The sequence below is a fragment of the Corynebacterium sp. Marseille-P4611 genome (assembly GCF_916618765.1).
Lineage (GTDB): Bacteria > Actinomycetota > Actinomycetes > Mycobacteriales > Mycobacteriaceae > Corynebacterium > Corynebacterium marquesiae.
This window is the reverse complement of sequence record NZ_CAKAKD010000001.1, coordinates 1,586,258-1,604,894: the sequence shown is the minus strand read 5'-3', so window position 1 is coordinate 1,604,894 and position 18,637 is coordinate 1,586,258. Positions and strand designations below refer to the sequence as shown.

General features: G+C 61.2%; 19 protein-coding genes. 6 read left to right on the top strand and 13 right to left on the bottom strand.

Annotated features, from left to right (window positions below; genetic code table 11):
• Positions 1-40: 40 nt before the first annotated feature.
• The 4 genes from LG376_RS07720 to lspA are packed head-to-tail and all read right to left on the bottom strand — an operon-like array spanning position 41 to position 3,070.
• On the bottom strand, positions 41-1,066 hold the full coding sequence (locus tag LG376_RS07720) for an HNH endonuclease signature motif containing protein (protein WP_225746741.1): 1,026 nt from the start codon (positions 1,064-1,066) through the stop codon (positions 41-43).
• 60 nt (positions 1,067-1,126) lie between these two features.
• Positions 1,127-1,663: a hypothetical protein gene (locus tag LG376_RS07715; RefSeq protein WP_225746740.1), complete on the bottom strand. Its 537-nt coding sequence runs from the start codon at positions 1,661-1,663 to the stop codon at positions 1,127-1,129.
• Positions 1,660-2,586: an RluA family pseudouridine synthase gene (locus LG376_RS07710; protein WP_225746739.1), complete on the bottom strand. Its 927-nt coding sequence runs from the start codon at positions 2,584-2,586 to the stop codon at positions 1,660-1,662. Before LG376_RS07710 ends, LG376_RS07715 begins: the two co-directional genes overlap by 4 nt.
• Positions 2,579-3,070: a signal peptidase II gene (lspA, locus tag LG376_RS07705; RefSeq protein ID WP_370633366.1), complete on the bottom strand. Its 492-nt coding sequence runs from the start codon at positions 3,068-3,070 to the stop codon at positions 2,579-2,581. Before lspA ends, LG376_RS07710 begins: the two co-directional genes overlap by 8 nt.
• 41 nt (positions 3,071-3,111) lie before the next feature.
• Between lspA and LG376_RS07700 the strand changes: the two genes are divergently transcribed.
• Entirely contained in the window at positions 3,112-4,053 is a 942-nt protein-coding gene (locus LG376_RS07700; protein WP_225746738.1) for a hypothetical protein, read from the top strand.
• Here LG376_RS07700 and LG376_RS07695 read toward each other — a convergent pair whose 3' ends face one another.
• Positions 4,054-4,704 carry a hypothetical protein gene (locus tag LG376_RS07695; RefSeq protein WP_225746737.1) on the bottom strand — a complete coding sequence of 217 codons (651 nt, stop codon included), beginning with the start codon at positions 4,702-4,704 and terminating at the stop codon, positions 4,054-4,056. It abuts the gene before it with no gap.
• 108 nt (positions 4,705-4,812) lie between these two features.
• Between LG376_RS07695 and LG376_RS07690 the strand changes: the two genes are divergently transcribed.
• Positions 4,813-5,706, top strand: coding sequence for an asparaginase (locus tag LG376_RS07690; protein ID WP_225746736.1), 894 nt, complete (start codon positions 4,813-4,815; stop codon positions 5,704-5,706).
• On the opposite strand, the gene LG376_RS07685 is transcribed toward LG376_RS07690, so the two are convergent.
• Positions 5,703-7,091: a DNA polymerase IV gene (locus tag LG376_RS07685; RefSeq protein ID WP_225746735.1), complete on the bottom strand. Its 1,389-nt coding sequence runs from the start codon at positions 7,089-7,091 to the stop codon at positions 5,703-5,705. The genes LG376_RS07690 and LG376_RS07685 overlap by 4 nt on opposite strands.
• A gap of 304 nt (positions 7,092-7,395) precedes the next feature.
• Here LG376_RS07685 and LG376_RS07680 point away from each other — a divergent pair, with 304 nt between their 5' ends.
• The 3 genes from LG376_RS07680 (at position 7,396) to LG376_RS07670 (ending at position 9,958) form a co-directional block, all read left to right on the top strand.
• Positions 7,396-8,019 carry a metallophosphoesterase gene (locus LG376_RS07680; protein WP_225746734.1) on the top strand — a complete coding sequence of 208 codons (624 nt, stop codon included), beginning with the start codon at positions 7,396-7,398 and terminating at the stop codon, positions 8,017-8,019.
• A 65-nt stretch (positions 8,020-8,084) separates the two neighbouring features.
• Positions 8,085-8,729 (top strand): GntR family transcriptional regulator, encoded by a 645-nt coding sequence (locus LG376_RS07675; RefSeq protein ID WP_225746733.1) that lies wholly within the window; start codon positions 8,085-8,087, stop codon positions 8,727-8,729.
• Positions 8,726-9,958: an MFS transporter gene (locus LG376_RS07670; RefSeq protein ID WP_225746732.1), complete on the top strand. Its 1,233-nt coding sequence runs from the start codon at positions 8,726-8,728 to the stop codon at positions 9,956-9,958. Before LG376_RS07675 ends, LG376_RS07670 begins: the two co-directional genes overlap by 4 nt.
• Before the next feature lie 70 nt (positions 9,959-10,028).
• On the opposite strand, the gene ileS is transcribed toward LG376_RS07670, so the two are convergent.
• Entirely contained in the window at positions 10,029-13,199 is a 3,171-nt protein-coding gene (gene ileS / locus LG376_RS07665; protein ID WP_225746731.1) for an isoleucine--tRNA ligase, read from the bottom strand.
• A gap of 288 nt (positions 13,200-13,487) precedes the next feature.
• Between ileS and LG376_RS07660 the strand changes: the two genes are divergently transcribed.
• Positions 13,488-14,489, top strand: coding sequence for an HNH endonuclease signature motif containing protein (locus LG376_RS07660; protein ID WP_225746730.1), 1,002 nt, complete (start codon positions 13,488-13,490; stop codon positions 14,487-14,489).
• Positions 14,490-14,564: 75 nt separating this feature from the next.
• On the opposite strand, the gene LG376_RS07655 is transcribed toward LG376_RS07660, so the two are convergent.
• The 6 genes from LG376_RS07655 to pgeF form a co-directional block, all read right to left on the bottom strand.
• Positions 14,565-14,786, bottom strand: coding sequence for a hypothetical protein (locus LG376_RS07655; RefSeq protein ID WP_049377639.1), 222 nt, complete (start codon positions 14,784-14,786; stop codon positions 14,565-14,567).
• 99 nt (positions 14,787-14,885) lie between these two features.
• Positions 14,886-16,055, bottom strand: coding sequence for a DivIVA domain-containing protein (locus LG376_RS07650; RefSeq protein ID WP_225746729.1), 1,170 nt, complete (start codon positions 16,053-16,055; stop codon positions 14,886-14,888).
• A 203-nt stretch (positions 16,056-16,258) separates the two neighbouring features.
• The gene (locus tag LG376_RS07645; RefSeq protein WP_225746728.1) at positions 16,259-16,552 is read right to left on the bottom strand and encodes a YggT family protein; all 294 of its coding nucleotides are present in this window, start codon (positions 16,550-16,552) and stop codon (positions 16,259-16,261) included.
• 76 nt (positions 16,553-16,628) lie between these two features.
• Positions 16,629-17,081 (bottom strand): cell division protein SepF, encoded by a 453-nt coding sequence (locus tag LG376_RS07640; RefSeq protein WP_005324522.1) that lies wholly within the window; start codon positions 17,079-17,081, stop codon positions 16,629-16,631.
• 104 nt (positions 17,082-17,185) lie between these two features.
• The gene (locus LG376_RS07635) at positions 17,186-17,884 is read right to left on the bottom strand and encodes a YggS family pyridoxal phosphate-dependent enzyme (protein WP_225746727.1); all 699 of its coding nucleotides are present in this window, start codon (positions 17,882-17,884) and stop codon (positions 17,186-17,188) included.
• Positions 17,884-18,615, bottom strand: a complete 732-nt coding sequence (pgeF, locus tag LG376_RS07630; RefSeq protein ID WP_150850919.1) for a peptidoglycan editing factor PgeF — start codon at positions 18,613-18,615, stop codon at positions 17,884-17,886. Before pgeF ends, LG376_RS07635 begins: the two co-directional genes overlap by 1 nt.
• Between the last annotated feature and the right edge of the window lie 22 nt (positions 18,616-18,637).

Below are 18,637 nucleotides of genomic sequence, written 5' to 3'. Positions count from 1 at the left end.
GATCGCCACAACGCGCGACGCCTCAGTGACGCCGCGAAAATCACGTGGTGGGCCCGGTTTCTACGAGGTCGGGTGGGGGCGGATCCCAGGGGTTGACCCAGCGCACCCCGCGGGAGGTGCGCTCGAAGCGGCCATTGCGCGGCGGGCCGGTGCGGTGGTCATCGTTGCGGCCATTGTGATAGGCACAGGCGGTGGTGAGGTTTTTCGCATTGGTCCATCCTCCGCCGGCCCAGCTGAAGATGTGGTGGACCTGGCACTCATCGGCGGGCTTATTACATCCCTTGACCGGACAAGTGGGATTTTCCGCCGCAGCCATCATGAACTGCTTCCAAGTGGCCCCACGGCGCATGCGGTACAGGTTCACTGGGCCCTCTACGGGGTGGAGCAGGGTGACAAATCCCTCCTCGGCGAGCGCGCGCTGGGCCAATTCGGCACCGGTTATCTGCGCGCCGTTGGTCATGGTCAGCACCACATCGTCGCTGCCATGGGCCACGCCGACCAACTTATCTAGTGGCACCACAACATTAGTGCGCACGGTAGAGGTAGAGGCGCCGGTGCGGAATAAAGAGGCGACGTCGGCAAGCGAGCCGGCACGCTGGTGGAGTTCTGCAATCAGCGCGGAAGGCCCGGTGACAGACAGCGTCCACGGCTTTCCGGCAGCGCGGCGCCGCAACCGCACCCCCGGCTTGGGTTCGCGCGGCGCGCGCATCTCACGCAGCTTCTTGCGGGCACGCCTTTCCATCTCCCGCGTATCGCAGGCAATGTGGGTGAGTTCGGCGCGCAGGGCCCAGGCGCGGGCTTGGGTGGGCGCGCGCCGGGCATGCTTTTCGATGACCTCCAGCGTCGGCAGCGAATGCCGGTTGCGGCGGGCCCCATCTACCGCACGTCGTTGGCGGCGGCGAAAGCGTGTGGGCCCGAAATAGACCTGTGCTAGCTGCGCAATGGATTCTGCTTCGGCATCGGGCATGCCGGCGGCGTTAAGGTCCGCGGCGGAGGCATGAGCCGCCTCGGCGAGGATATCCATCGCCGAGTTGAGTGCCGCAATATAGGCCCGAATGTGTTCCATGCCCTAGATGCTAAAAGCGCTGGGCGGCCACCGCGCGCCACAGGGTCCAGGAGGGCGATATTAGCTGGGAGGGCGGATGGCGAAGCTGCCCCAGGCGGCGTCGGCAGGTGCGGGCTCGACGGCGGCGACGGAGGGGGTGGAGGCGACGTCGGCAAGCTGGGCGCCCGACCCCCACACCACGGCCGCGCTCACCGCGGTGGGACGCTGCCCATAGGAGGCACCGATGCGGTCGAAAGCGCGCTGGATAACGGCGGCGCGGTCTTCGCCGGCGGTCGGTTCGGGGACGTCGATGGGGGCGGTGGAGCCGATAAGGATAGCGTCCATGCGCGGGGCTGCGGCAACGGCGGCCGCGGCTGCTACGGGTGGTAAGTCCTCGTCGAACGTGACAAGGGCGTAGGCAGGCGCGTCTGGAATGTCATTGCCTGCCACGCGCGCAATATACTCCGCTCGCGATTCGCCATCCGGGCCGAGCTGATCGCCTTGCACCTGCGAAGAATCCTGGGTCCCCAAGGCACCGAAGAGCGCAAGGGCGGCAAGGAAAAGCACCGTCAGCACCGCCAAGGCCGCTAGCCGACGCCGCCGGTAGACCTTCCTCATCCCCGCAAAACCTCCAAGGCGTGCTCGAGATCTGCCGGGTACGGCGCCGCAATCTCGAACCACTTGCTGGTGCCGGGGTGAGTAAAGCCGAGTTTTACCGCGTGCAGCCACTGGCGCTGGAGCCCAAGGCGCTTAGCCAGGTTCGGATCCGAGCCGTACATCGGATCGCCCACGCACGGGTGGCCGGTGGCGGACATGTGCACGCGGATCTGGTGGGTGCGGCCGGTCTCTAGGTGCACCTCGATGAGGCTGGCCTCGCGGAAGGCCTCGATGAGGCTGTAATGGGTGACGGCCGCTTTGCCGTCGTCAAGCACGGCGAATTTCCAGCCCGACTTGGGGTGGCGGCCGATGGGCGCATCGACGGTGCCCTCGATGGGATCCGGCAGGCCCTGCACCACGGCGTGGTAGGTCTTTTTTACGCTGCGGTACTTAAAAGCATGCTTGAGCGCGGAATAAGCGCGCTCCGAGGAAGCCACGACCATCACGCCAGACGTGCCCACATCGAGGCGGTGCACGATGCCCTGGCGCTCGGTCGGCCCAGACGAAGCGACGGTATAGCCGGCCGCGCGCAGCCCGCCAATCACCGTCGGCCCGTCCCAACCCACGCTGGGGTGTGCGGCCACGCCCACCGGCTTATGCACGCAGATGATATCGGCATCGCTATAGAGCACGTCCATGCCCTCGACCAGCTCTTCGCGCGGCAGCAACGGCTTTTCTGGCTCCGGCAAAAGCACCGAGACCACGTTGCCGGAGGTCAACCGCTCGGACTTGCCCAGCTCTTGGGAATCGATGGTCACGTTGCCCTCGGCGCACAGCTGCGCGGTGGCGCTCCGGGAAAGGCCAAGGAGCTTGGCTAGGGCGGCGTCGGCACGCATGCCTTCTAGGCCTTCAGGAATGGGAAAGCTACGCATCTGCCTATTCATGCTCGGCCTTCCTTTCCTCCAGCACCATGGCGATGATGAACAGCACCACGCCGCAGGTAATGGCCGCGTCCGCAATATTGAACACGGCGAAAGAGCCGACCGAAATATAGTCCACCACGTGCCCAAACCAGAAGCCGGGGGCTCGGAAGATGCGGTCAGCGAAATTACCCAACGCGCCACCGGCGATAAGCGCTAGGCCCACCGCCTGGCCGGAGTGGGTAATGCGCGGGGCGGCAACGGCCACGCCGAGCACAAAGACCAGCTGGATGGTGGTAAAAAGCCACGTCGATCCCTCCCCGCCCATGGAAAAGGCGGCGCCAGGGTTAAAAAGCAGGGTAAACCGGAACCAATCCCCCATGACCGGCAGGGGCTCGCCCTCTGTAAGGATGGAGAGCATTACTTGCTTCACGGCTTGGTCCACCAGCGCCACGGCGATGACGACCGCGGCGATAAGTCCTGTCTTGCTCCTTCGTTTTTGACTCACCCGCTCTATTCTAAACGGGAGCGTCCGGTATTTTGGTAAGCGTGTTTCGAGTCAAAGTTTTTGCAGCCCTGACCACAGCCGCCGTAGCGCTTACGGCGTGTTCCTATGAAAAGCCTGGACCCGCGGTAGAACAGCCCGTTGGCCTGACTATCGACGCCCCACGCGTCACCGTGGACAATCCCGGCACCGGGGAGAAAAAGCTCCTGAAATACCGCGATATCGACTCCACGCAGGACGTGAACTACCGCGTTACCGAGGGCTTTTCGCAGGACCTGCTCAAAAAGTCAGCGGCCGAGAAGTTTCAGGCTTCCGACGTCGAATCCACCACCACTACCCTGCCGCTATCGGCCAAGGTAGATAAGGCCAGCGAGGATGTCGAAGATCAGCTGCCCGCCACCCGCAATGCCTTTGTCACTGCCGGTGCGCCGGAAACTTCTGGCGACACCGACGTCTCTTCGGCCGAGGGATTCCAATTTGGCTGGCGTGGCCAAGACAATGGCCAGATGAATTCGCTGCGCTTGGCCGCGCCCCAGGACGCCACGGATGAAGCCCGTGGCTCTGTCGAACAGGCGATTATGAAGCTGACGGCCCTACCCGTGGTTTTCCCCACCGAGGAGGTAGGCAAGGGAGCGAGCTGGACGGTGGATTCGCGCGTTACCGGCGAGTCCACCCTGCTGCAGACCACGCGCTATACGGTCGCTTCCATCGAGGGCGACCAGGTCAAGCTCAACGTAGAGGTAGAACAGCGGCCGTCGCTAGGCGCACTGTCCTTTGAGGGCCAGGCCCAGGGCACGGAGTTGGAGGACAAGGAGCTCAAGGTTGTGGACTCCAGCACCCAATCCAAGGGCAACATCACGGTAGACCTGAGCAAGCCGCTGCCCGTGGGCGGTAACGTGTCTTTCGACACGAAGGTCATTTATGGCGCCGCCGGCTCGGAGCTGCGCGTGGTGCAGTCGAGCCTGACGGAGCTGAACTTTTCCTAGTTACTCGGCCGGGGCTTCTACTGGGGCCTCAGCTGGCGCCTGCTCGGCGCCGGCAGCCGGGGCGTCGCCTTCAGCCGGGGCAGCGTCGCCCTCGGCCGGTGCCGGGGCGGGTGCGGAGGCACCGGCGCCGGTATCTGCACACATTTCTGGAACCTGCTCCGGCGGCACGGTGTTTTGGATGAGCGTGCAAGCCCACGCCTTGGAAAGCTTCCAGGTGCCATCTTCGTACACGAACTCCACCTGGTCAGCGGTCTGCTGCTGGCCATCAGCGGTGGTGAAGTTCACGGTGGTCAGCACGGACTGCGGGTCATAGCCCGGAAGCACAGGATCGACGACCTCGAACTCGGCGCCGGATTCCTGCTTGGACTGTGCCATGGTGTCAAAGATTTCCGGTGCGGTCTCGCCGCCCTGCACGGTGGCGGTCTTTTCCTGCTCAGAAGCGTTCGGATCCGTGGCCTTGGCCAAGATGGCGTTGAGATCCGCCGGGGACGGCAGCGCTGGGGCAGCGGAATCGCCGTCAGAAGAGGCAGATTCCTGCGCCTCGGTGTTGGCGGCGGCGGTATCGTCCTGCTCGTCATCGGAAGAGCAGGCGGCCAGGGCGGTGGCCGCGGTCAGTGCGAGGCACGCGGCGCTAAACTTGCGGAATTTCACTTCTAACTCCTCACGTCTGGGTTCTAAACTCCCATCAGTTTACAGCTGCACCAGCTTTTTCCGGGCTGCGCCCGCCGCGTGGGCGGAGATTTCTTTAACCTTGAGTGCATGACCCAACTTGCTTTGATCGCCACCGGCGGCACGATCGCGTGCACCACCGTGGCCGATGGTTCCCTGGTTCCCACCATCTCCGGCGCAGACCTCGCCGCTGAAATCGACGCCGAGGTAGTGGAGTTTCGCCAGCTGGACTCCTCCTCTATTACTTTGGCAGACCTCGATGAGCTCATTGCGGTGGTCAATGAGCACACGGCGCGGGAGGATATCAGCGGCGTGATCATCACCCATGGCACCGACTCCATGGAGGAAACCGCGCTGGCGTTGGAGATTTTCTGTGCAGGGGCAAAACCCATCGTGCTCACTGGAGCGCAGCGCGCCTTCGATCACCCCGCGGCCGACGGCCCCACCAATCTGCGCGCTGCCCGCGAGCTAGCGGCCAGCGGGCGCCCTGGGGTTTTCCTCTGCTTCGGCGGCGAGACCATCCCGGCGCGCGGTGCGCGCAAGCGGCACACCAGTGACCTGCGCGGGTTTGAGTCACTGCCCGTTCCTGGCACCACCCCACGTTTGCATCCTGCCCCGCTGGCGTCGCAGCGTATCGAGATCATCCCCGCCTATCCGGGAGCGGGGCGCTTGCTGGTCGACGCCGCCGTAAACTCCCCCACTTCCGGTCTCATTGTGGAGGCCATGGGCTCGGGAAATATGGGCGAGGACATGGGCCGCGCGCTTGCCGACGCCCTCTACGCCGGCCTCCCTGTCATCATTTCTACCCGCACACCCTATGGCCCGACGGCGCTGGCTTACGGTGGAGACGGTGGTGGCGCAAGCCTGGGGAAACGTGGCGCCATCAACGCCGGATGGTTCCGACCGAGCCAAGCGCGAATCCTGCTCGCGGCGGCGTTGGCCACCGGCACCGATCCGGCGGAGCTTTTTGCCCAGGAGGGCTAGTCCTCGTTGGTCAGCCAGTCCTGCCAATCCAGTGAGTCGAGCGGGTCTGCTGGCACGAGCGCGGGATCATTAGCCGCGAAGGATTTGGTGCGGCCGGGACCCGTGGCGCGGGTTTCAAAGCGCACGCTGACTACCCCGTGGCCGGCACCTTGAATCCAACCGTGGCCGTAATCGGGGTGGAAGACGTCTTGCGTTGCGTGCCACTGGTTATCGGTTTCTTCCTCCACCGTCACCGTAGTCGCTGGAATAGCCGGTGTTGCGTCGTCGCTCACCCCAGTTTCATAGTCCGTGTCTGCCGGTGCAGGGCGCACGATTTCGCGATCTAGCTCCGGAAAAAGCACGTCTTGGCGAGCGGTCTCCAGCCCGGAATAGCTCACCCCTACCAGGCGGATGGGCCCCAGCTCATCGGGATAGCGGGCGAGCTTGAAGGCGGCAGCGGTGAGCACGGCGGCGTCGTCAGTCGCGTAGGGCAAGGTGGTCGAGCGCGATTCGATATGAAAATCTGCCATGCGCAGCTTTACTGTTACCGTCCGTGCGCCGCGCCCATCCTTAAGCAGCCGGCGGTGCGCACCCTCCGCAGCCCGGGCGATGGCCGCATCGACCTCGGGGGTGGTCTGCAGATCCTTCGGGTAGGTGTGCTCGGTAGAAATCTGTTTAGAGATAGCGCGCGGTGCCACCTCACGGTCATCAATGCCGCGGGCCAGCTGCCACAGCTGCAGCCCAACCACGCTGCCGATGGAAATCTCTACTTCCTTGCGCGTCATCGCCGCCAGCTGCCCAATGGTCTCGACGCCGATGGACTTGAGCTTCGCGCCGGTCACCGGGCCGACTCCCCACAGCTTGTTCACCGCAAGGGGGTGCAGCATTTCTAGCTGGCGCTCCGCCGGAATAACAAAGGTGCCGTCGGGCTTCGCCTCGCCGGAGCCAATCTTGGCAAATTGTTTGCCCGAGCCCGCCCCAATGGAGCACGGCAGACCCGTTTCTTCCCGAATGAGCGCGCGCAGCTCATCCGCCCAGCGCTTGACCTCCTCCGCGCTCGCCCCTTCCAGGGCGGCGGGTTCCATAAAGGCTTCATCGATAGAAAGCTGCTCGATGACCTCCACGTGTTGCGCGATGATGTTAAAAACGCGCCGCGAGGCCGCCGCATACACCGCCCGGCGCGGCTGCACCACCACCGCGCGAAGTCCAACAAGCTGCTGCGCGCGGTACATCGGCATAGCCGAATGCGCACCGTACACGCGCGCCTCATAGGAGGCGCCAGCCACCACGCCGCGCCCGCTGGTACCTCCCACCAGGACGGGACGCCCCTGCAGCGTAGGCCGGGTCAGCTGCTCGACGGAGGCGAAAAACGCGTCCATGTCGATATGTAAAACCCAGCGTTGCATGGGGCCCAGTTTAATAGGCGCGCTCACGGGCGCACTCCTGGGTGTTTGTGCGCCGTTAATTAAAGCTTTTATTTCTTTCCATCTCATCGCCACCCGCTCGCAAAGTCATCTTTTTAGGTTTTCAAAGACACTTTCTCTAGAAAGTAACCCTCAGCCTATGAAGCCTCCATAGTTGCACACGGAGTCCACAACTCGCCTCACTCCTTACTGTCCGAGCCGAAGATATCGACACCACAGCCCTGAGGAAACAATCGCCATTGCACGTATTTCCCCTCGTCTTGGCAGCACAACCGAAAGGCCGCACATGCCCGCTAGCATCTTCGTCTTTTCAGATCTCCACTTAGGTCTCCCTGGCGCTCCTGGGCTGGACTGGGCCCTGCAGGCACTCGAGGTTGCCGCCAATAGAGGGGCCACGGCGTGCGTGTGCTTGGGCGATATCATTGACCGCAACGCTAACTCGGCCGAGTTTGTGCCTCAGGTCCACACCGTTATGACCCATGCTGTCACTCTGTTCAGCGAAGTCCACTTCATTTCCGGCAACCACGACACCCACCACAACCTGAACTTCCCGCCCGAGGTCACAGTCCACGGCACGCAGGTGCATACCTTTCACATAGGAAATACCACGGTTCTAACCGCAGCGGTGGCCACCGATCCGGACCCGCGCCACCTCCAGCTTCCTCCCCGCCGCAGCAACCGGCCCGTCCTCGGCCTCCTACATTCTTCCGTCACCGGTGAGTTTTCTAAAGGCACCTGCCTGCCGCTTTCCGTGGCTGAGCTACAGGCCTCCGAGGCCGATGCCTGGGTCCTTGGGCACGTCCACACCCCGCACACGCTTGCCGACACCCCCTTCATCGGCTGGGTCGGCATGAGCCACGGCTTACTCTTCGACCCTGATACGTGCCACGTCACACGTTTACATTACTAGATTCGTTCCCCACAAATCCCACTCATATTTTTGCTTGCATACAAGCTTGCATGCAGGATGGATGCATGTCCAATGAACGAATGCAGCCCGCCGCGGAGCGCGCCTATGACTTCGTCAAAGAGAAGATCATTGATGGCTCCTTCGAGCCCTCGCAGATGCTTTCCGAGGCCTCCCTGGCTACCGAAATGGGAATTAGCCGCACCCCAATGCACGAGGCGTTCCTGCGCCTAGAGGTCGAAGGCTTTCTACAGCTCTACCCCAGGCGTGGTGCGCTCATCGTGCCGATCAGCCCGCAGGAAATTCGCGAGGTCTATGAAGCACGCTTGCTCGTAGATAGGCACTGCGCTGAGAAAATCTGCGCCATGCCTGACACCGAGCGCGCGGACATCGCTGATCAGCTAGATGCGACCATCGCGGAGCAAGATACTGCGTTGGATAGCGCGGACCTGCATACCTATACACATCTTGATGCGCGTTTCCACCAGATCATCATGGATGGCGGTGCCAATACCCTGCTGGCCGGGCTGGGACACCAGCTGCGCGAACGCCAGCAGCGTTTTACCGCCACGGCCATTGGCCGCAACGTAGCCCGCGCCCGCACCTTCGTAGATCAGCACCGCACGCTTGCCGATGCCCTCCGCACCGGCGACCTCGACGCCTACCTTTCCGCATTGGACACCCACCTAACCAACTCGAGGAATCAACTATGACCGAAAAGTTTGCCAAACACTCATGGTTTCCCGTCGCTGGCAGCATGGTCGCTGTCGCGTGGGGCGGCAATGAGTTCACCCCTCTCCTAGTGATGTACCGCGAGGAGTCGCACTTCTCGCAGGTTACCGTCAATGGTCTCTTGGCCGCCTATGTGCTCGGCATCGTGCCGGCGTTGCTCATTTCTGGCCCGCTTTCGGACTACATTGGCCGCCGCCCCACTATGCTGCCTGCCGCACCGCTGTCACTGTTGGGTTCGTTCCTCTTATCCATCGCGCCGAACGAGCCGCTCGTCATCGCCGTGGGCCGCATCATGTGTGGCTTGGCATTGGGCATCGTCATGGCGGTCGGCTCCACGTGGGTGGCAGAGCTCATTACCCGCGCTGGCGGTGATCCTGCTGCCGGCCCGCGCCACGCTTCCCTGTGCCTGACCTTAGGCTTCCTCATCGGTGCCGGCCTCGCTTCGGTGCTGGCCCAATGGGGTCCGTGGCCGACCCACTTGGCGTATATCCTGCACATCCTCCTCACCGTCGCCACCGCTATCTGGCTGATGAAGACCCCGGAAACCCGCCCACCGCGAGGCGCTACGGTAAAAGACACCTTCCTTGACTTGAGCATCCGCGACATGCTGCGCATGCTGCACATTCCCTCCGCAGCGCACCGCCGCTTCGTGCGCATTGTCCTGCCGGTCGCACCGTGGGTCTTCGGCTGCGCTGGCGCCGCCTATGCCCTCCTGCCCCAGCTTTTGTCCAAGTCCGCCGGCGATGCCCCCATCGCTTTCTCGGGCCTCATGACCGTTATCACCTTGGGCTGCGGCGTTGGCATCCAGATGCTCGGCAAGGTCATCGATACCAGCCGCTCCGCCCGCGCTTCCGCAGTTGCCATGGGCGTTATCACTGTGGGCACCATCCTCGGCGCGGTTGCCTCCCATACTCGCTCCCTGCCGCTCGGAATCGCCGGCGCAGCGGTCATGGGCGCAGGCTACGGCCTCGCCCTTGTCGCCGGTCTCTCCGAAGTCCAGCGCATCGCCCGTGCCGAAGAACTCGCCGGCCTCACCGCCGTCTACTACTCAGTCTCCTATACCGGCTTCTTCATCCCCATGGCCTTCAGCGCACTTGCCCCGCTGCTCGGCTTTACCACCCTATTCCTCATTGGCGCCGTGCTCGCACTGTGCTGCCTCGTTAACGTCGTCCTCGGCTGGCGCGCTCACCTGCCCGGCCCGGTCCGTTAAGTCCTATCACTCATAAAAAATTGCCCAGCCGCACTGGCTGGGCAATTACTTTTAGGTGGCGGCTTAGGCGCTACTGCTTAACGACAGTAGCGCTAACCCCCTTCACCACCTCGTGCACTTCCGCACCATCGAGCGCCTCGGTGGTCACCTGGAAATCGGTGGCGAGCACTTCACCGGCGATGTGGTCGGCGTGACGCTCCGCCCAGGCCTTCTTCTCCTCAGGGACAGAAAGTACGGCCGCGATGCGGTCCGAGACCTCGAACCCAGAAGCCTTGCGGGCATCCTGAAGACCGCGGATAACGTCCGCCGCCCAGCCTTCGGCTTCAAGCTCTTCGGTCACCTCGGTATCGAGTACTACCAGGCCGTCAAGGCCTTCGATACGCGCGGTCGACTTCGGATTCGCTGCCTGCAGGCGCTCGGTGTACTCATCCGGGCCAAGCACAATATCGCCGTCCACTACAACCTCTTCCCCGCGGCGCTCATAGTTGCCAGCCTTGAGGTTCTTGATGGCGCGCTGCACGTCCTTGCCCAAGCGCGGGCCGGCGACCTTCGCGTTGCAGACCACCTGGAAGGTACCTACCGAATCGACGTCGTCAGTAAGCTCTACTTCCTTGACATTGACCTCGTCGCGGATGATATCGGCAAAGTCCGCCAGGCGCTGCGCCCCATCGAGGGCCACCGTCAGCTTCGGCAGCGGCAAGCGGTTGCGCAGCTTATTGGACTTGCGCACCGAAGACGCGGCCGAGGCCACCGCACGGGTCGCATCCATCGCAGAGACGAGACCTGCATCAGACGGGTAATCCGCGGCCTGCGGGTAGTCTGCCAGGTGCACCGAACGCTCACCGGTAAGCCCGCGGTAGATAACCTCTGCCACGTGCGGCAGCAGCGGTGCCACCACGCGAGTCACGGTCTCCAGCACGGTGTACAAGGTATTAAACGCCTCAGGATGGGCGTCCTCGCCCTCCCAGAAACGATCGCGCGAGCGACGGACGTACCAGTTGGTCAGGACGTCGGCAAACAGGCGCACCTCTTCGGTTGCCGTGGCGATATCGGTATCGGCAAGCGCCGCGTTGACATTGGCCACCACATCGTGGGTCTTGGCCAAGATATAGCGGTCCAGAACATGCGTGGAGCTGGTGTCGAACGTTGCTTCCTTCTCTGCGTAGAGCTGCAGGAAGGTATAGGCATTCCAGATAGGCAGGATAGCCTGGCGCACGCCCTCGCGAATGCCCTGCTCGGTCACGATGAGGTTGCCTCCGCGCAGGATAGGCGAAGACATCAGGAACCAGCGCATGGCATCCGAACCATCGCGATCAAAGACCTCGTTGACGTTTGGATAGTTGCCCTTGGACTTAGACATCTTAAGGCCATCGTTGCCCAGCACGATGCCATGGGCCACGACCTTCTTATACGCCGGGCGATCAAAAAGCGCGGTGGACAGTGCGTGCATCACATAGAACCAACCACGCGTCTGACCGGAGTACTCCACAATGAAGTCGGACGGCGAATGGGTTTCAAACCATTCCTTATTCTCGAATGGGTAGTGCTTTTGCGCAAACGGCATCGAGCCGGACTCAAACCAGCAATCCAGCACGTCTGGCACGCGGCGCATCATCGACTTACCAGTCGGATCATCCGGGTTCGGGCGCACCAACTCGTCGATGTGCGGACGGTGCAGCGACTCCGGACGAACTCCGAAATCGCGCTCCAGCTCATCCAAGGAGCCGTAGACATCCATGCGCGGGTAATTGTCATCATCAGACATCCACACCGGGATAGGCGCACCCCAGTAGCGGGTACGAGAGATATTCCAATCGCGTGCACCCTCGAGCCACTTGCCAAACTGGCCATCCCGGATATGCTCCGGCAGCCACTCAATCTCCTTGTGGTTAAGCTCCACCATGCGATCGCGGAACTCGGTTACCTTCACAAACCAGGCCGGCAGTGCCATGTAGATAAGTGGCTCGCCCGAGCGCCATGAGTGCGGATAAGAGTGCTCGATGGTTACGTGTCGCACCACTCGCCCAGCGGCTTTCAAGTCCTTGATGATGTCCTTATTTGCATCAAAGACCAGCTGGCCTTCATACGGCGGAACCTGCGAGGTGAACTTGCCATCCTCATCCACCGGGATAACCAGCTCGATGTCGTACTGGTTGGTGGTATTCATATCGTCTTCACCAAACGCAGGAGCCTGGTGTACCACACCGGTGCCGTCCTCTGTGGTGACGTAATCAGCGATCAAGACCTGGTAGGCATTGCGCAGATCCGGGACGAAGCCGAAGATAGGCTCATAGGTAAAGCCCTCGAGTTGCGCGCCGGTAAAGGACTCCAGTACCTCGGCCTCACCCAGTTCCTTCTCCAAGGTGGACAGCAGGTTTTCCGCCATGATGAAGGTACGGCCAGCGAAATCGCCCTCCGTAGCTTTAAAGAGCACGTAAGAAACCTCTGGATGAACCGCCAAGGCCTCGTTCGAAGGCAAGGTCCAGGGGGTGGTGGTCCAGGCGAGGAAGGAGGCGTCGGCAAGCGCAGGGTGCTCCGCCAACGTCTTTTCTGCCGCGCTTCCCTCGCGCGCGCCCTCCACGGGGAAGGTAACCGTCAGGGTCGGATCCTGGCGCATCTTATAAGAATCATCCAGGCGGGTCTCCTGGTTGGACAAAGAAGTGTGCTCCGCCCAGGAGTACGGAAGAACTCGGAAGCCCTTGTAGATGAGGCCCTTGTCATAAAGCTCCTTGAACGCCCACATGACCGATTCCATGTAGTTGATATCCATGGTCTTGTAGCCGTTTTCAAAGTCCACCCAGCGGGCCTGGCGGTTGACGTACTCTTCCCACTCGTCGGTGTACTCCAGCACGGATTTAGCGCAGTATTCATTGAACTTTTCCAAGCCCATGTCCTCGATCTGCGCCTTTTCAGTGATACCCAGCTGCTTTTCCGCCTCCAGCTCAGCGGGCAGACCGTGGGTATCCCAGCCGAAGACGCGAGGAACGAAATTGCCAGCCATCGTGCGGTAGCGCGGGACGATATCCTTCACATAACCGGTCAGCAGGTGGCCATAGTGCGGCAAACCATTGGCAAATGGAGGACCATCATAGAAGATGTACTCTGGGCAGTCCTTGGTCTTTTCTAGCGAAGCCTGGAAGGTATCATCCTGCTTCCAGTACTTCTGGACTTCCTCTTCCATATCTGGGAAGCGGCTGGAGCCACCCGTCATGTCGACCTTGGGGTAAATCTTTTTCGCCATAATTATCCTTCACTCTTAACACGGTGCAGGGACGCGCCAATATGGCTCGCGGTACCACCCTGCTTGAGCCCGCAGGCTCCGCTTCGTTTCGGTGAAGGAGTTGACGGTCCCACCCGTTCAGTTCTACTGGGCCACACTGGCTGTTCTTCTGAATTGCTCCCCGGTGATGGCCGGATCACTGCGTGTAGGCCACAGTATAGCGCCCCTGAATCTTCGTGCACAATAAGTTATCCACAGGCTAAAAATTTTCCCTTGTGAGGGCTTGCGCGGGGAAATAAATTGTGAGTCGTGAACGCGCTAGATACTTACCTCGCAGCCATGGCACCCGGGATGGACATCGTCCTCGGGTGCGCAGGCATGTCCGAGGAGGACCTCTGCGCGCGAGGTGCCGCTGAAAAGACGGCCCGCGAGTTGGCATTGCTAAAAGAGGCGTACTGCGGCACGACCAAGTTCACGAGGAAGCGTCGTCGTGCTATCGAAGGTGCTCAGCACAATGGGCATTCCATTGTTGCTCTATCCATCATTGAAAAGTATGCGCGCAAGATGCCCACGCTTTTCGACGCCTGGGTTCTCCGCGAACAACTGTGCACCACCAAGGCCACAGCAGCGGCACTAGAAAAGCTGGCGCAATCCAAGGTTCCGAAGAAAAAGCGCAAGGTGAAGCCTGGTATACGCATCATCAGACGCAAGGATGCGCCGTGGACGCTAGCGATCGACGGCTCGTCTTCGTTTATTGCGGATCTTCACGCGGCGGTGGAAAACCAGGATAGGAAGCCGTTAGATGTAGTGGAAGATACGTTTTTCGGAGGAGATACGGCGCAACGAAGCACGGTGGTAACCAATGTCATCGTGCGGCTGGAAGACTACGTGCGCATCGTCAACGGTGATGGTGAAGAAATCACTTTGCAGATGACCAACGGAGCGACGCTTACGGGGGCGCAATACTTGCAACGCACGCTCAAGGAGCATGGGCTCATAACCCTAATGAGCCCCTATGAAGGCGCGGTGAACCTGTACCGCACGGAGCGCTTCGCCAATGCCAAGCAGCGGTTGATGGCGGGCGCGGAAAATCCGGTATGCCCATGGCCGCGGTGCGCTAAGCCTGCCGATGAATGCCAAATTCACCATCTGGAGCCGTGGTTGCACGGTGGATTGACCAATATCGCGAACTTATCCACAGCTTGCGCGTACCACAATGGCGCCAACGATGACGATCCCAATGCCCCTCCGCTGCGCGGGCGGCTGACCCGAACGAATGGACAGATTCGGTGGCAACCGCCCGATTGCTAGAGCCCGACCGCGAAATGAGGCGCCTAGTGCGCCTTATTGGCATGCCTGCTACCGGAGGCTTGGGGTCTCGCGGCGTTAGTCCTCGCGAAAGGCTGCGCGCAGAGCCTCCTGCTCAGGTGATTCAGTTGCCTGGGCTTTGTCAGCGCGATGCTTATGCGCCCAGTCCAGGATGAAACACACAAGTCCGAGTCCAGCAGCGGCAAAAACGATATACAACGACCAGTCGGCTCCCGAGATAACGAAGTTGACCAAGGCCACGAATGCCACGAGGGCGAGAACTAAAGCGGCAACGAGCACAGTGGTTCCTTTCGGTAGGAGCGGGCTAAAGCACGACGGTCTAAAACAACAATAGCGCCCCCGCCGCGGTGGCGGAGGCGCTACGAAGAACGGGGTGGCTTAGTTGTTGCCAGCCTCGCCGTTCGGTGCGGCGGTGCCGCGGGTAGCCAGCTCTTCCAGCTGAGACTCAAGCAGGGTCTTCAGGCGAGTGCGGTACTCACGCTCGAAGGTGCGCAGCTCGGAGATGCGAGCCTCCAGTGCGGTCTGCTGCTGCTTGACGGTGTTCATAACCTCGGTGTGCTTGCGCTCGGCATCGGCCTGCAGCGAAGCGGCCTTCTCCTCTGCCTGGCGGATTTGTGCCTCAGCGCGGGAGGAAGCATCAGACTCGGTCTGCTTTGCCTTAGCCTCAGCGTCAGATACCAGCTTCTTGGAGCGGGAATCTGCATCCTGCAGCTGGGCGTCGTACTTCTTCTGGGCGTCGGCAAGCTGCGCCTTGGAGCGGGAATCTGCATCGCTCAGCTGCTTCTCAGCGGCAGTGCGTGCCTCGGACAGCATGGACTCGGACTCCGCACGAGCCTCGGAGGTCAGGCGGTCTGCCATCTCCTGTGCTAGACCCAGAACGCGGGCAGCCTGCATGTGGGTTTCTGGGGTAGCCAGGCCATCGGCGGTCTGAGCAGCACCAGCGCCTGCGATACCCGCAGCCGCTGCACCAGCCTTCGAGGAACCAGCTGCGGAAACGGACTTCTTCAGCTCTTCGTTTTCCTTCTTGGAAGCCTCGAGGTCCTTCTTTGCCTGGGCTGCCTCCGCGCGAGCTGCCTCGGCGTCCTTCTTGGCCTGAGCCGCCTCATCGCGGGCCGCCTTCAGGTCTGCGGAAGAGGAAGCAGCAGCGGAGCCAGACGCCTGTGCCTTGGAAGCCTCAGCCTGAGCTGCCTTAACCTGCTCCTGTGCCTTCTTGGTCTCCTCCTTAGCACGGGAAACCTCGGACTTGGAGTCCGCCAGCTTGGTTTCGTACTCCGCGCGCAGCTTGGCCTCAATCTCCTTGCGCAGCGCAGCCTCATCGGTGCGGGTGGAAGCCGCAGTTGCGGTACCAGCAGCACCAGCACCCGTCTTAGACTGGGAGCTCAAATCGCTGACCTGAGCCTGCAGATCTTCGTTCTCATCCTGCAGCTGGGCAAGGGCGTCCTCTACGAGGTCGAGGAACTGATCCACCTCGTCTTCGTTGTAGCCGCGCTTGCCAATCGGCGGCTTGCTGAACGCGACGTTGTGAACATCAGCTGGTGACAGTGGCATGTCTTCTCTTCCCCTTCAGGTTGGTACAACCCCGGAGCTTCCAGGGCCTTAGGAGTGCGGTTCAGGTCTAACTAAACCTTCCCCACAAAGGTACATGTGGTTCATAATACGGGTTATCGCGATTTATCGTAACCAAACGCCCACAATAATCGACGCCCCGTCGAGTCTCAACGTTTACCACAGGTTTCGAGGCGACGGGGGTGCTAAGTCAGAAAAATCATCCGCAAGATCATTGTGAGTATCGAGAGCAAGACGAACAGCACAAGCACCGACACATCAAGCGCTACGCCACCCATTTGCAGGGGCGGGATCAGGCGCCGCAACGCCTTGACCGGCGGGTCCGTAATCACAAACAAAGGCTCCGCTATAACCATGAACCAGCGTGGAGGGTTGAACTGCCGCGAGAAGGACTGGATCATCTCAATAATGATGCGGGCGATGAGCACCCACGTGTAGATCCGCACGAGCAGGATAAGAATAATTCCGAGTTGTGTCACAATGACCGAGCCTATCGAATAAACCCCCGCGGGTGCCCAATCGGCACCCCGCGGGGGCTAAATGAACCGTGCCGCTTTAGCGCAGGCCTGCGGCACGCTCGAGTTCGTGCTTTGCAATGTCTGCAGACTTAGGCACGATGGAAAAGACCTTGCGCTCAGTGTCCATGCCCTTGGTGAGGTTGAGCATACGGCCCTCCAGGCCGAAGCAGAGGCCGGCAGCGAAGTCGATGAAACGCTTGGCGGTGGCCTTTTCGGCGTCAGTCAACTCGAAGACCACAGCATCACCGTCGCGGAAAGGCTCGCCTACCTTGGCGGCATCATTGAAAGACGTCAGCGAAATAGCCACGATGGTCGGAACGAATTCCTCCTGTACTGGGGCCGGCTCATAGGACTGCGGGGCGCGGCGAGGTGCGTAGGCCGAGGAGCTATTTTCGGAGTAACGCGGCTCCTCGTTGTAGTAGGCATCGTCCTCTTCGATGTCCACCGGGCCCAGCCCGAAGAAATCCTTCGTCTTATCAATGAATGACATTTTTGGGTCTCCCTCTGACCTAAATTTGTACAAGTCTAAACGCGTAAAATGTGTCTGGTGTGACTCATGTTATTTACGCTGTGAAATGCGCTTTTGCGATGTTTTTAACCTACTGGCCGCGGCCCCATGATACTGGTTCCGACACGCACGATATCACTGCCCGCAGCAATTGCCTCGGCCATGTCCGCACTCATGCCAGCAGAGAACTTCAGCGGTCGATTAAGCTCAGACGATAAGCGATCTACCTCTCCGCTGACGTTTCGGAATACCTCACCAGCATCGGCATCAAGAGGCGGAACTACCATGAGTCCGGCAAGTTCCAAGTGCTGCGCGTCTTCTACGGCACGCACGACCTCATCGAGTACGTCTGGAGTTACACCACCACGAGCCCCATCGCCGTCGACGGAGACTTGGATGAAAACTGGCAGATTACCTTCGCGCTCGCCTCGTTCCTTGGCTAAGGAAACGCCTCGCTCCAGTGCGTGGGCGAGTTTGAGGGAATCAAGCGAATGCACGCTGGCCGCCCATCGGGCTACATGGTTGGCTTTCTTGGTCTGGATTTGGCCAATCATGTGGAAACGCAGCTGCGGCAGCTCAGCGGCCTTGGCACGGGCCTCTTGTTCCCGGTTTTCGGCGACGTCGGTAACTCCTAGATCTGCCAGCAGGGAAATATCCGCAGCTGGGTGAAATTTCGTCACCGGCAACAGCTGCGGCGGTTTCCGCCCTGACTGCGCTGCTAGCCTTTCAATCTCGGCACGGGTGTCCGATAGGTTGTGTTCTAGCTGTGCCTTTCGGTCTGACATTACTTAGCCTCCAACCAAATTAGTCCAGCCTGGCGGCCGGTGGTTCCTTCGCGCCGATAGGAAAAGAAGTCTTCGTCTTCGATGGTGCAGCGCGGGTCGGATTCAATCGCGGTGATACCTAGCCCCATGAGCTGGCGAATCAGCCCTGCGCGCACATCGATGCCCCACGTGCCCTTCGACGTCCGAGTCTTGGAGCCGGGCAAGCGGCGCTCGACGTCAGTGGCCATTTCCTCAGGCACTTCGTAGTTCTTTCCCGAAGCAGCCGGCCCCATAACCACCTGAATGCGCTCGGGCTGTGCGCCAAGCTTCTGCATTTCGCGCACGGTATTGACCACAATGCCGTTGCGGGCGCCCAAGCGGCCGGCGTGGGCGGCAGCAATGACGCCAGCGGCGACGTCGACAAGCAGCACCGGCGTGCAATCCGCAACGAGAACGCCTAGCCCGAGGCGTCGCTGGGTGGTAACAATTGCGTCTGTGGCTGGCACGGGCTCGTCCTGTGGACCATCGACGACGGTGACGGTATTTGTGTGCAGCTGTTCCATCCACACGATGTCGTCCAGACCGGTCACGCGCTTCAGGCGCTCGCGATTAGCGGCAACCGCGGCCGGGTCATCGCCGACGTGGTGCCCCAAGTTGAAGGAGTCGTATGGAATAGCAGACGCCCCGCCAGCACGGCTAGTAAAAACCATGCGGACGGGGCGTGTGGTGCGATGTTCCTCGTTTACTGGCATGCACACCAGCGTAGCGCTTTGC